Source organism: Trinickia sp. LjRoot230, from assembly GCF_964253315.1.
Lineage (GTDB): Bacteria > Pseudomonadota > Gammaproteobacteria > Burkholderiales > Burkholderiaceae > Trinickia.
In genome coordinates, this window is the sequence record NZ_CAXUQX020000001.1 from 936,250 (window position 1) to 948,967 (window position 12,718).

Here is a 12,718-nt window from a genome sequence, read left to right on the forward strand (position 1 = left end):
CTTGTTCTGAATGGGTACAACGCTGCGGCAATATTGCCGCAGCCAGGCTGGGCGCATCGGTGCGTCGATTCGACACAGGCCGGTGCATCGCATGCTGATGCCGTTGCGATGGCATATGACTTGCGTCGGGCCGCGCGCCGCGTTTTCGCGAATGTGTCGTCAAAAACGCCGCGATAAATCAGCTAAACCCATAGGAGACAGACATGAAGAGAGGTTCGGCCTCGGCCTCGTTGTTGACGGCGCTCGCGTGCATGCTCGCCGGCGTCCTCGGCCTCGACGCTTCGCATACGCAGGCAGCGGCAGCCGCAGCCGTCTCATATCCGCCGGTGACCTACGTGCGCTTGACCGACGCGCAAAGCGATTCAGGCTGGCTGACGTACTACCGCACGTATAACGGGCAATCGCATTCGCCGCTCACGCAGATCGATCCCACCAACGCGAAGCAGCTCGTTACCGCATGGAGCTACAAGTTTCCGGCCGACCTCAAGCAAGGCTTCGAGGCCACGCCTATCATCAACGGTCGCTATCTATTCGTTAGTACACCTAAGGATAACGTCTACGCATTCGATGCGGCGACGGGAAAGCAACTATGGAAGTACGAACCGAAACTCGGCGCCGAATCGTTCCGGACGGCCTGTTGCGATGTCGTGAATCGCGGCGTTGCGTTGTATGGCAAGAACGTCTACGTCGCGATGCTGAGCGGCGAGGTGGTGGCGCTCGATGCGCAAACGGGCAACCTCGTGTGGAAACAGGCGATGTTCGATCCGGGCCTCGGCTACGCATTTTCGCTGGCGCCACTTGCATTGGACGGTGCGATCGTGATTGGCAGCTCGGGCGGAGAGTATGGTGCCCGTGGCTTTATCGCAGCGCTGAACCCGGCCGACGGCAAGCTGCTCTGGAAGCGCTTCACCGTGCCGGGCGCGGGGCGCTGGCTTGCAGCCGCGCGTCGACCGCGCGCTTGCGGCGATGCAAGCTGACGGCCGGCTCGCTTCGCTCACGCGCGAATGGGACTTGCCTGCACGCGCACAAATGAAGCGGACCAATGCTCGATCACCGGTCGCACAGGGTGGCTTCGTGCGCGTTTGCGCGACTGCCGTTGCCACCATGCCTCCGTTCGATGGCGCACAAGTGGCCCACGGCAAGCGGCTTTACGCCAGCGCATGCGCGAAGTGTCACGGTGCAGCGTTGCAGGGCGTGACGGCGCCTGCGTTGACGGGGCCGTCGTTCGCACCGGCGGGCCACTCGCATCTGACGCTCGGCGGCATCTTCGGCTACCTGTCGACGAACATGCCCGCTGACCGCGCGGGCAAGATGAAGCCCGAGGACTATACGGACATCATGGCGTTCCTGCTCTATTCGAACGGCTACCGGCCGACCAGCGCGAAGCTGACGGCCGATGTTGCGCGCACCTCCACGACACCGCTGAACGCCGGGCCGTCGCAATGAAAACTGTTCCGAATCGCAACAGAGCCTGCTGCAAATTGGAACAGTGTTGCAGGCCCGGTTGTACACCGACAGCGCAAGACGACATCTAGCAATGAACCTCGCGCGTGGCATACATGTTGCCTCGTAGGGCCCACAGCCGGCTGGCGCTGTCATTGAAAAAACCTGGAGACACGCAATGGATAGGATCGACCTCGAGAAGCTGGGATTGGACATTGAATACCCGTTCGCTCGGCAATACGAGAACTACATTGGCGGCCAATGGGTGCCGCCGGTTGCCGGCGAGTACTTCGACAACATTTCGCCGATCAACGGCAAGCCGTTTTGCCGCGTGCCGCGTTCGTCAGCAGCGGACATCGATGTCGCGCTCGATGCCGCACATAAAGCGCGTCGTGGCTGGGGCAAGACCTCGACCACCGAGCGCGCCAACGTGCTGCTCGCGATGGCCGATCGCATGGAGAAAAACTTAAAGCGCTTGGCCGTCGCCGAGACGATCGATAACGGCAAGCCGCTGCGCGAAACGATGGCGGCCGACTTGCCGCTGGCGATCGATCACCTGCGTTACTTCGCCGGTTGCATCCGCGCTCAGGAAGGCGGGATTTCGGAAATCGACGAAAACACCGTTGCTTATCATTTCCATGAGCCGATGGGTGTCGTCGGCCAAATCATTCCGTGGAATTTTCCGCTGTTGATGGCCGCATGGAAGCTTGCCCCGGCCCTGGCGGCCGGCAACTGCGTCGTGCTCAAGCCCGCCGAGCAGACACCGGCGTCGATATTGGTGCTCATGCAACTGGTCGGCGATTTGTTGCCGCCCGGCGTGATCAACATCGTGAACGGCTTCGGCAAGGAAGCGGGCGAAGCACTGGCCACGAGCAAGCGCATCGCGAAGCTGGCTTTCACGGGCTCGACGCCGACCGGCAAGCACGTGCTGCGCTCGACGGCCGAAAACCTGATTCCGACGACGGTCGAGCTGGGCGGCAAGAGCCCGAACATTTTCTTCGCCGATGTGATGGACCACGACGACGCCTTTCTCGACAAAGCGCTCGAAGGCCTCGCAATGTTCGCGCTGAATCAGGGCGAAGTCTGCACCTGTCCTTCGCGCGTGCTGATTCAGGAATCGATCTACGAGCGCTTCATCGAAAAGGCAATTGCACGCGTGCAGGCCATCAAAGCGGGGCATCCGCTCGATCCGAGCACGATGATCGGCGCACAGGCTTCGCAGGCGCAGCTCGACAAGATCATGTCGTACATCGACATCGGGCGCGACGAAGGGGCGCGTTGCCTGACCGGCGGCCAGCGCACGGCGCCCGCCGAAGGGCTCGGCGGCGGTTATTACGTGAGCCCGACGATGCTGCTCGGCAACAACAAGATGCGCGTATTCCAGGAGGAGATTTTTGGGCCCGTCGCATCAGTGATGACGTTCAAGGACGAAGCCGAAGCCGTCGAACTCGCCAACGATACGTTCTACGGTCTTGGCGCTGGCGTATGGACGCGTAACGGCACGCGCGCTTATCGCCTGGGCCGCGAGATCGAAGCGGGCCGCGTGTGGACCAATTGCTATCACCTCTATCCGGCGCATGCGGCGTTTGGCGGCTACAAGCAATCGGGCATCGGACGCGAGACGCACAAAATGGCGCTGTCGCATTACCAGCAGACGAAGTGTCTGCTTGTCAGCTACGACGCGAAGCCGCTCGGCTTTTTCTGAGGAGTCCTAACTAACCGTTGCATTGAGCGCGCAAATAAAAACGCCAGGGTCGCGAAACCCTGGCGCTCAAGTGCTCTAGACCGAAGTCAGAGCTGCGTGACATCGAAAGACAATCGTCAAACGACGTCACGCATATCGTTGTTGCTTAGAAGCGGTGGATGATACCTGCGCCGACTGCAACCGAGTTTTGATTGCTCGACGGGTTGATGCCATCGCCGATCTGGGCGGTTGCATTGACGATGCTCGCCCCGTTGAGCGTCTTGCCCGATGCGTGCTGATAGGCCTCAAGCGCGTACAAGCCGGTACGCTTGGAGAGCGAGTAGTACTGCGACAGGTTGAACTGTTGATACTTCGCCGCGCTCGTGATGCCATTCGACTTCGAAGCGGCCGTGTAGCTGTAGCCGGCTGCGAGGTCGAGCACCGACGTGGCCTTCCAGTGCAGCACGGCGCCAGCCGTGTTGAAGATTGCTTCGTTGTGGAAGGTCGAGCCCGCACCCGGGATGTACTGGACGTTCGTGTACGACATCGAGATGTCCAATGCCGGCGTGAACTGATAGCCGGCCGTCACACCAATGCGCTGCTGACCCGTCGCCGTCTTGTAGCCGTTGTTGATCGACGAAACGGCTTGCTCGGCGCCGTTGTTGCTCGCAGCCGAATTCCACGCCGCAGTGGACGTGGCCGAGTTCTTGATCTTCTGGAAGCCTACGCCAATGCCGAACGGGCCATTCTTGTATTGCGCTGCCACGCTCCACACCGAATCGGCTGCCACGCTGCCTGCTACGCCGCCAAACGCATAACCGCCGCTGAACGTGAAGCCATAGATGCTCGGCGACGTGTACACGAACTGGTTATTCGTGCGGTAGTTCGTGTCCAGCGAGTCGATATCGCCCGGATGCGCGCCGTATGCGCCGGTCAGCCACGTCGTCGGGCTCCACGGCGAAAGCAGCGTGTAGTAAGGCGTGTACTGGCGGCCGGCCGTCAGCGTACCGTACGAGCTGTTCGTCAGGCCAACAAACGCCTGGCGGTGGAACTCGAGGCCAGCCGTCGACGATGCACCCGTCGCGCTGTTGAAGCCTTGTTCCAACGTGAAGATGGTCTTGGTGCCGCCGCCGAGATCTTCGCTGCCCTTAAGGCCGAAGCGGCTGCCCGCCCACACGCCTTGGCCCATGCGCACGAGCGACTTGCCGCCCGTAGTCGAACCGACGCTGGTCGAGTTGTTTTGCCACTGGAGGCCGGTATCGACGATACCGTAGAGCGTCACGCTGCTTTGTGCCTGAGCGGCGGTAGCGACCAGACCCGTCGCCAATGCGGCCACCATCGTGGCGATTGCCTTCTTCTTCATTCGATCTCCATGCATGTGCTGAGTGCTGCTTTCGTGCGGTCGACGTCCGACGGACGCCGCTCATATGTCATCGTACAACTCGGGATGCCTATGAAATTGTCAGTTGGCCGCGTAGGGGCCAGATACTAGGGAAACTACCAAGTGTAAACTTGCTGGTTGCTACTTGTAAGACGACGTATGATGTGCGCGGCGCGTTTGGCCTCGTGAATCGGCAGGGTTTTTCAGCGGGCTTGCGCCAAAACCAATACAAATATCAATTACGAATATGAAGCGCACGCCGACGGCTACGTACTGGCGAGCGCCGCGATACCCGGGGGTAAGTAATGCGCAATTGGACCGTGCGACGCAGCCTGCTCGCAGTGCTGGCCGTTTTCGCTGCGATGATGGTGTTTGGCGGCGTCCTGGGCGTGCTCGCGCTGGAGCGTTCGAACGTCAGCGCGCAACGACAAAGCGAGATTGCGCGGCAGGTCATTCTGATCAACGACGGCTATAAAGACACCACGCGCACCCGCTCCGCGCTGACGCGAGCCTACGCGGCGCTCAAGGAGCGCGACGACAAAACCACGTGCGATGCCGCATTGAAGAGCGCCCAAACCACGATCGACCGCGCCGCGCGGGAGACCGATGCCTTTCGGCAATCCGGCCATTTCGACGGGCAGGATGACGCGTTAAAACAACAGCTGCTCGACGCCGCCGACCGCCTCGCCGCGCAACTGACATTGGCGTTTCAGGCGTTGCGCAACGACAACACCGCCGCCTACGTCGAAATCAACGATCGCGACATCACCGCTGCCGGCATCGCTTATTCGGCTGCCGTCGAAAAATTCCAGACACTCGCGGGCACGTTGGCGAAGGCCTCATCGGCTCAGGCCGAGCAGGAATACGGATGGGTCGTGGCGCTCGTCGCCGTTGGCCTGTCGTTTGCGCTTACGCTTGTCGTTGCCACCCACTTCGCGCTGCGCCGTATTGTGATCGGCCCGTTGCAGCAGGCGTCCAGCGTGCTCGACCGGATCGCCGCGAACGACCTGACCGTGGAAGTGCCGGCTGCGGGAACGAACGAGATCGGGCAATTGTTCGAAGCCATGCGGCGGATGCGCCAGGGGCTGTGGCAGACCGTCTCCGAAGTGCGCACTAACTGCGACGCCATCCATACCGCCGCGCGCGAGATTGCCGCCGGCAACATCGACTTGTCGAGCCGGACCGAACAGCAATCGGCCTCGCTGCAGAACACCGCGACGAACATGGAGGAGCTCACCGCCACCGTCAAGCGCAACGCCGAAAACGCCGAACAGGCGAGCGATCTCGCGACGAGCGCAGCGCAGGTGGCCGCGCGCGGCGGGCAGGTTGTCGAGCGTGCGGTTCAGACGATGAGCGCCGTGTCCGCCAGCTCGCAAAAGATCGCCGATATCACAGGCATGATCGACAGCATTGCATTCCAGACCAACATCCTCGCATTGAACGCGGCCGTCGAGTCGGCGCGCGCGGGCGAGGCCGGGCGCGGGTTTGCGGTTGTTGCATCCGAGGTGCGTTCGCTCGCGCAGCGCAGCGCAGCCGCGGCTCACGAGATCAAGACGTTGATCGGTGCGTCGGTCGAAGATGTGAAAAGCGGCAATACGCTTGTGATCGAGGCGGGGCAGACGATGAGCGAACTCGTGACGGCTGTGCGCGAAGTGGCGGCCATCATGGGCGAGATCACGTCGGCCACGGCCGAGCAGAACATCGGCATTGGCCAGATTGGCGACGCCGTGAGCCAGATGGATCAAGTCACCCAGCAAAACGCGGCGCTCGTGGAAGAATCGGCTGCCGCGGCCAGCGCGCTCGAACAACAGGCTCAGGCGACCGCACGCGCGGTGGCCGCCTTCCGCCTCAAATCAGCCTGAATCCGGGTTTGAAGTCAGTCGTGCGCCGCCATGGCTTCCTTATTGGCGCGGCGCAATCGTTCGCGACTATTTGACAGGTGCATGCGCATGGCTGCGCGCGCACTTTCCGCGTCGCGACGGGCGATCGCATCGAAGATGCTTTCATGTTCGCGATTGACGAGCGACAGGTAGGCATTCGGGTCTTCGCGCGCGATGCTGGCCGAATCGAGCCGTTCGCGCGGAATCAATGCGGTGCCGAGCTGCGTCAGGATATCGACGAAATAGCGATTGCCGGTCGCCCGCGCCACCGAGATATGGAACTCGAGGTCCGCTTCGACGCTGTCGGGGTTATCCGCGCGGATGGCGGCAAGGGTGTCCAGCGCGGCCCGGATGCGCGCGAGGTCGTCAGATTGGGCGCGCTGGGCTGCGAGCCCCGCGCATTCGGTCTCGAGCGAAATACGCAGTTCGAGAATCGACAGCACATCGCGCAGCGTCGTACCCGGCACCACTTCCAGCCCGAACGGTTTCGCGCTGGCCTCCAGCACGAAGCTGCCGATGCCGTGCCGCGTCTCGATGACCTTCGCCGCTTGCAGCCGCGAGATCGCCTCGCGGATGACCGTGCGGCTCACGCTCATGGTTTCCATTAACTGAGATTCGGTCGGCAGCTTGTCGCCGGGTTTTAGCGCGCTCGATTCGATTTGCTCCGTCAAGCGGCTGACGACAAATTCGGCGAGATTGCGGGCGCGCCTGGGTGGCACGGAGGTGGAAGGCGGCGCGGACATCGATGTACCTCGTGGGAACAGCGTTTCGTAGAGCTTTCGTAAAGCGAACGCTACCAATTATAGCCAGCAGCGGCGTCGGTCGTCTGATGACCGACATATAGCCGAGCCGAGCCAGGCGGCGCACCAGCGGTATGCCGTGCGGCCGGGGACTCGGCCAGATTCGACGTTAGCGGTTACTCGAAAACCGCGGTTTCGACCCAGTTAGGATTCTTGCCGGTTTCATAGCGACCTTTGGCGGTGAGCGCGCCTGTTTTCGGATCGATGCGATACGAGCTCACGTGATTGGAGACTTGGCCGGCGGCAAACAGGTACTGGCCGGCCGGATCGATGCCGAAACCGCGCGGTTGCTTCTCCGTTTCCCAGGTGCCGATGCGTACGAGCTTGCCTGAGTGCCGATCGACCCGGTAGCCACCTAGCGTGCTGGAGGTGCGCTCGGTGACATAGAGGAACTTGCCGTTCGGGGTGAGATGCACATCGGCGCCCCACGGTTTTCCGTCGCCGAAATCGGGCGGCAGAATCGAGATCGTTTGAATCGGCTTGGCCGTATCCGTTTTTTTGTCGAACGAGAGGACGTGCAGTTTGCCGTCGAGTTCGTCGATCAAATAGACGAAGCGCCCGTTGCCCGAGAAGACGAAGTGGCGCGGGCCGGAGCCGTGCGGCAACGTATAGGCTGGCTCGGCATCCGGCGTGAGCGTGCCGGCGTCGCTATCGAGCTTGAGCCGCAGCCAGGCGTCGGCGCCCAGTACCGATGCGACCGCGTAGCGGTTATCGGGCGAGGTGCGAATCGCGTGAGCCATTGGGCCGGTGGGAATGGTTTGATGGGCTGCTTGCGGGAAGCCTGCCGCGTCGATGCGGCTCACCGACAACATGTTGCCGCCATAGGACGCGCCGAAGAGGTAGCGTCCTGTCGCGTCTGTCGAAATGTAGGCCATGCTGTCAGGCAGCGGTGCGGAGCCGATCTGCGTCAGATGTCCGTCGAGCGGGTTCGTGAAGAGCGTCACCACACGGTACGGCTTCGAGCGCAGCCCGACGTAGAGGTGATGGCGGTTCTGCGAGCGGGCCATCGGCATCGCGGTGCCATTGACGGCCAGCGTTTGAATCGGTGTCAGCTCGCCGTTTCGTTCGTTGACCTGGTAAGCCGAGACGTCCTGGCTGTCCGCATTCGAAATGTAGACGTACGTGCGGCTTGCGTGGGCCGCGTTGACGGCGAGCACCGCAAAGATGACAGCGAGCGCGTTCCGTCCAATGCGGGAGGCTTTCGATTTCGCGCCGGCGTATTGGCGCGATGAAAGGCGTGCGGGCATGTTTTCTCCTTACTATTAGTATTGCGTCGCAAGGTACGTCATCCTACAACTGATGACTATCAGGGGAAACGACGGTGCGGACGCGCCATTAGAGGTCATCGTCGATCGAGCGCTTTGCAGATGTTGTCGGCAGCTTCCCACTCCGCTTTTGGCAGCCTCCGAATCGCCGCGCGAAGCGACCACGCTGACTGGGCCCGGTCTTCGGCGGATAGCAGCAGATTTGCTGCATCGACCAAGCGCCGGAAAGCCGCCGGCCATACGGCTGCCGGCAGATACGGGATCGTTCTGGCAAGATCGTCCACCAGATAGGCGACTTCCTCGAGAGGCTGTTGTGCAATCGCATCGAAGCCGTCGGACTGCTCGGCGAGTGGCAGGTAGGAGATCTGGTCGGCCAACCTCGAGAACGTGATCGTTCGGTCTTTTGTCGACAACGGCGTTGTCATACTGATCACCCGGCCAAAGGCCGCCGATCGTACATGTTTCGGTAGCGAGCGGACCCGGACCGTCAGTTCCCTCAATGGCGCGACTCGGTCTTCGGGGCGCAAGTTTTCGATCGCATCAGCGATCCTGATGAACGCCGCTGGCCGCTTCGCTTGCGACAGTCTGATAACCGCGGAGGCAAGTACTTTGAGATACGCTGCCCGGTTCTCAACGGGCAGTTGCACCATCGCATCGAATGCCGCCGGTCGTTCGGCTGTCGGTAGTTTGTTGAGCTGAGTGGCTAGCGCCTCTAGATGAGCGCCGTCGCCGACAGGCAATTGCGCAATGGCATTAAACGCAGTCGAACATTCGGCTTGCGGCAGGGAGCCGATTTGTTGGGTAAGCGCCACTAGCGGAGCGGTCCGTTGCTCGTCGGTGAGCAGCGCTACCGCACTGCACACGCGGCAGAAAGCCTCCGATCGCTTGACATCTGGCAGTGAGCGGACCTGGCTGGCGAGAGCTGTCAACGCTTCGGCTCGTTCGTCGCGATGCAGTGTGTCGATTGCGTTGGCGATGTCAGTGAATGCCGCTGCCCGTTTGACTTGCGGTAGTTCGCCGATTTGAGCCGTAAGTTGCGCCATCAACGGTGGTTGCTGTTCTGCGGGCAATTGCAAGATTTCACCGAGACAGTCATTGAACGCCGCTGCCCGCTGGCCAAGCGGCAGCCGGCCAGCATTGCCGGTGTGCATCATCAGTCGCCAGAGCTGTTGCTCGGAGGACAGTTGCCTGGCGGTGCCGGCCTTGCTGCGCCAGGCCGGCGATGCGGGTTGGGTGGCACGATGCGGGCTGCTTTGAAGGCCGCCAAGTATTCCAGGAGCGGCGGCTTGCGGGGAGGGCCGAGCTGCGGCGGGAGCATCGACGTTTTCCACGCGCGGCGAGTGCGGGGTGCTGTCAGAGCCCCCGATAGCAGGTGTCGACATGGAGATGAGCCTAGTTTAACTAAGGGGGAGTAGGGGGCGCTCGGTGAGATTGTTGGGGGCGAAACCGAATCAAGCCCTTGCGCAAGCGAAGGGCCGGCCAAGGGGCCGAAGATTTGCGGTGGTCGGTTCTTACGCCGCGGATTGTGGGAAACGCTGTATCGCGTATGTTATTAACGCGTTATGCGCTATCGCCGGATATTTCTGGATATCGAACGCCAAATTGCCGCTATGGCGATGCACGTTGATCGGCGTACATACGTGGATTTACATTGCGTTGAAAATCGCTTAAAGCACATCCTCCGTACATCCGAACTTGAGATCGCCATGCACACCACGAAAGCGTTCAAGCACGGCAACTTTCAAGCCGTGCGCATTCCGGCCGAGCTGGCCTACGCTCGCAGCGACGTTGAGGTCGAAATCGAGCGCATTGGCGATGAGATCCGCATCCGCCCCGCACGCCGTGCGTTATCGGGCGTGCTGAAAAAGTTCGCCAAATTCGGGCCGGAGTTCATGGACGAAGGCCGCGGCGAGCAGGAACAAAGTGAGTAGAGGTACTTTGATGCCTCGCTTCATGCTCGATGCCAACATGTGCTTCTATCTGGTATCAGCCGGAACAAATTGCGAAGCGCTTCGCGCAGTGTTACGTAGGCGATGTGGTGATGTCTGCAATCACGTATGCCGAACTTGAATAGGACGTAAGCGTCAGCCCGCGCCGGGCGCGGAGAGCCGCAATTTAGCTGCGCTTGGTGCTCGTTACGAACAACGAGTGCGCCTTCGTCACTTATCCCGGCCTGAAATTGGAGAATTGGTTGAACGGCTAGGCCATCGTCGGCGCCTGCGTTAGGAATGGTGCCGGAGTTGCCAGCGACGAACCATCGAATTTGCCAGCCAGACCAGCAGGGCGGCGACGATCAGAGACAGCGTGATGATGACGAGCAATCCGATCGTCTCGATATCGTCGGCGTTCGCCACCGTATCGATATTGAATTCGCGCATGACGAACGCAATGGAAGCTGGCAGCGGCGCAAATTCGTAGGGAAGGTTAGCGGCGTACCACGCAAGCACGAAGCCGATCACGACGGTCAAAAGCCCTGACGACAACGCTTTGCGGACTACATCTCGGTTCGTTGTCGTCTTGTGCATGCGATGCCTTTGTCGAGCAACGCGACGATGGCGAGTGCAAGAACGAAGCTCACGATGAACATCGTCGTTTCCACTATCGCTCCGTCGTCATGTATCCCGATTGCGTTGCCTAGCATGAACAGCGGAGTAAACGCTTTCCATGCGTCGTGATAGAGGAACAGATTTTCGAGCGGCTGGAAATTCGCTAGAGCGAGATAGACCGGCAACGTGAGTAGCAGGCCGCCGCCGACAAGCACCAATTTGCGTTTCATCGGACGATGACCTTGCCGTAAGAAGGGATCTGCGTGCCAGGGATATTTTCCGGCGGGTGCGCTGTCAGCCATTTACGAAGCGTGTCGAATTGCGATGGGTGAGGCAGGGTGATGCATCCCTCGCTTCGCCCCCAGTATCCCACCGGATGTAGCCGGAACCTTCCGCGGCGGATACCGTTGATGGTCATAAAGTCGGTTGGCGGTGAACCTTCGTGAAATAGCGCGAACCATTGGGCGCGGTGTGTCCCGTTTGCGATGTCTTCGAGTGTCTCGACGAGCGCCTGATGTTTTCCGCCGTTCGGACGAGCGACAATGTAGTACGTCCCTTCGGAAGGGGGCCGTCGTCGGGTACCGCGGTCGAATTTGGGTCGTTGACGAAACGCCCGTACCCGGAAAAAGCTGGAATGGCGCCTAAGCCTGGGCAGAGCAGGCTGGACAGTCGTTGTCGGTTCAACGTAAAAATGCAGGTTGCTGGCATGGCGTAGGCCGACTGGCAGGGAGGCCCCAATTCTGCAGTAAACATCCGTCCGACGAAACAAAGTAATCGTTTTCACCTGATGGCTGGCAGTCTGCACCTGCTGGATCCGCCCCCGCGCTCGGGCTGTTTCGACTACTCGACAGCGCGAAAGCAATGAAGGTCCGATCGCCCCAGGGATGCTATTGAATCGAACTCGAGTACGCGTACCAACATCATGAAGAATCGATCGGTACGTATAGCCTTTGGTGTGGCCTTGCTGCTGCTCGTGGTGTTGATCGTCGCGTTCAATGCCGTCAACCTCACCGAGGCGTTTGGCGATGGGCCGCCGTACTATGGCCGCACGACCAACATGGACAAATGGTCCAACCCGCTACCGGTGCTGGCCGGGGTTGATGCCGTTGGCGTTCTGGTCATTGCCGCGTATGTGTACTTCCTGCGACGTAAGGGGTGACGCTAGCGCGTGCTACAGGTATACCCGGGTGCGCTTTGGCCGCTGCCGAGGTAAGCCATCCGCATACTTACATTTCCTGTCCCGTCCCTTCTTGAATTCGTCGCTACCCGCCCATATAATTAGCACTCGCTGCAGGTGAGTGCTAACAAATTCCGTCCGGGCTGCCGGGCAGCCTAAAGCAAAAGCGTTCTTCAGTCTCAACAGTCTCAATCAAGAGAGGAGTGTGTATGAACCTTCGTCCTTTGCACGATCGCGTCATCGTGAAGCGTTTGGATCAGGAAACCAAGACCGCCTCGGGCATCGTCATCCCCGAAGCCGCGGCCGAGAAGCCGGATCAAGGCGAGGTACTCGCGATCGGGCCGGGCAAGCGCAGCGACAAGGGTGACCAAATGGCGCTCGACGTCAAAGTCGGGGACCGCGTTCTGTTCGGCAAATACGCCGGTCAGACCGTCAAGGTCGATGGTAACGAACTGCTCGTGATGCGCGAAGAAGACATCATGGCGGTTGTTCAAAAGTAACCATCCCCGGTTCGTATTCCACAGAGATTTCAAGGAGTTAGA

The 12,718-nt window shown here is 60.7% G+C and carries 12 protein-coding genes and 3 pseudogenes; 8 read left to right on the forward strand and 7 right to left on the reverse strand.

Annotated features, from left to right (window positions below; genetic code table 11):
* Window positions 1-203 precede the first annotated feature (203 nt).
* The 3 genes and pseudogenes from ACSQ20_RS04340 to exaC form a co-directional block, all read left to right on the forward strand.
* Window positions 204-926: pseudogene (locus tag ACSQ20_RS04340) on the forward strand (outer membrane protein assembly factor BamB family protein); the annotation flags it as partial.
* Window positions 922-1,446 (forward strand): annotated as a pseudogene (locus ACSQ20_RS04345) (c-type cytochrome); the annotation flags it as partial. The pseudogenes ACSQ20_RS04340 and ACSQ20_RS04345, both read left to right, overlap by 5 nt.
* Before the next feature lie 175 nt (window positions 1,447-1,621).
* On the forward strand, window positions 1,622-3,148 hold the full coding sequence (exaC, locus tag ACSQ20_RS04350) for an acetaldehyde dehydrogenase ExaC (protein WP_436017781.1): 1,527 nt from the start codon (window positions 1,622-1,624) through the stop codon (window positions 3,146-3,148).
* 145 nt (window positions 3,149-3,293) lie between these two features.
* Here exaC and ACSQ20_RS04355 read toward each other — a convergent pair whose 3' ends face one another.
* A complete protein-coding gene (locus tag ACSQ20_RS04355) occupies window positions 3,294-4,490 on the reverse strand; it encodes a porin (protein ID WP_436017783.1) in 1,197 nt (398 codons plus the stop codon).
* Window positions 4,491-4,813: 323 nt separating this feature from the next.
* Between ACSQ20_RS04355 and ACSQ20_RS04360 the strand changes: the two genes are divergently transcribed.
* Window positions 4,814-6,370 (forward strand): methyl-accepting chemotaxis protein, encoded by a 1,557-nt coding sequence (locus ACSQ20_RS04360; RefSeq protein WP_436017785.1) that lies wholly within the window; start codon window positions 4,814-4,816, stop codon window positions 6,368-6,370.
* Window positions 6,371-6,384: 14 nt separating this feature from the next.
* On the opposite strand, the gene ACSQ20_RS04365 is transcribed toward ACSQ20_RS04360, so the two are convergent.
* The 3 genes from ACSQ20_RS04365 to ACSQ20_RS04375 all read right to left on the reverse strand — a co-directional run bounded on the left by ACSQ20_RS04365 (window position 6,385) and on the right by ACSQ20_RS04375 (window position 9,835).
* Entirely contained in the window at window positions 6,385-7,131 is a 747-nt protein-coding gene (locus ACSQ20_RS04365) for a FadR/GntR family transcriptional regulator (protein WP_436017787.1), read from the reverse strand.
* Window positions 7,132-7,304: 173 nt separating this feature from the next.
* Window positions 7,305-8,435, reverse strand: a complete 1,131-nt coding sequence (locus tag ACSQ20_RS04370) for a lactonase family protein (RefSeq protein ID WP_436017789.1) — start codon at window positions 8,433-8,435, stop codon at window positions 7,305-7,307.
* Between the two features lie 95 nt (window positions 8,436-8,530).
* The gene (locus tag ACSQ20_RS04375) at window positions 8,531-9,835 is read right to left on the reverse strand and encodes a hypothetical protein (protein WP_436017791.1); all 1,305 of its coding nucleotides are present in this window, start codon (window positions 9,833-9,835) and stop codon (window positions 8,531-8,533) included.
* A 324-nt stretch (window positions 9,836-10,159) separates the two neighbouring features.
* Between ACSQ20_RS04375 and ACSQ20_RS04380 the strand changes: the two genes are divergently transcribed.
* Window positions 10,160-10,384: an antitoxin gene (locus ACSQ20_RS04380; protein ID WP_436022913.1), complete on the forward strand. Its 225-nt coding sequence runs from the start codon at window positions 10,160-10,162 to the stop codon at window positions 10,382-10,384.
* 10 nt (window positions 10,385-10,394) lie between these two features.
* Window positions 10,395-10,656, forward strand: a pseudogene (locus ACSQ20_RS04385) (hypothetical protein).
* A gap of 19 nt (window positions 10,657-10,675) precedes the next feature.
* On the opposite strand, the gene ACSQ20_RS04390 reads toward ACSQ20_RS04385, so the two are convergent.
* The 3 genes from ACSQ20_RS04390 to ACSQ20_RS04400 are packed head-to-tail and all read right to left on the reverse strand — an operon-like array spanning window position 10,676 to window position 11,804.
* Entirely contained in the window at window positions 10,676-10,978 is a 303-nt protein-coding gene (locus ACSQ20_RS04390; protein ID WP_436017793.1) for a hypothetical protein, read from the reverse strand.
* Window positions 10,948-11,229: a hypothetical protein gene (locus ACSQ20_RS04395; RefSeq protein ID WP_436017795.1), complete on the reverse strand. Its 282-nt coding sequence runs from the start codon at window positions 11,227-11,229 to the stop codon at window positions 10,948-10,950. Before ACSQ20_RS04395 ends, ACSQ20_RS04390 begins: the two co-directional genes overlap by 31 nt.
* Window positions 11,226-11,804, reverse strand: a complete 579-nt coding sequence (locus tag ACSQ20_RS04400; RefSeq protein ID WP_436017797.1) for a tlde1 domain-containing protein — start codon at window positions 11,802-11,804, stop codon at window positions 11,226-11,228. The genes ACSQ20_RS04395 and ACSQ20_RS04400 overlap by 4 nt, the downstream gene beginning before the upstream one ends.
* Before the next feature lie 117 nt (window positions 11,805-11,921).
* Between ACSQ20_RS04400 and ACSQ20_RS04405 the strand changes: the two genes are divergently transcribed.
* Window positions 11,922-12,158 carry a hypothetical protein gene (locus ACSQ20_RS04405; RefSeq protein ID WP_436017799.1) on the forward strand — a complete coding sequence of 79 codons (237 nt, stop codon included), beginning with the start codon at window positions 11,922-11,924 and terminating at the stop codon, window positions 12,156-12,158.
* Between the two features lie 227 nt (window positions 12,159-12,385).
* Window positions 12,386-12,676 carry a co-chaperone GroES gene (groES, locus tag ACSQ20_RS04410; RefSeq protein WP_436017801.1) on the forward strand — a complete coding sequence of 97 codons (291 nt, stop codon included), beginning with the start codon at window positions 12,386-12,388 and terminating at the stop codon, window positions 12,674-12,676.
* Window positions 12,677-12,718 lie beyond the last annotated feature (42 nt).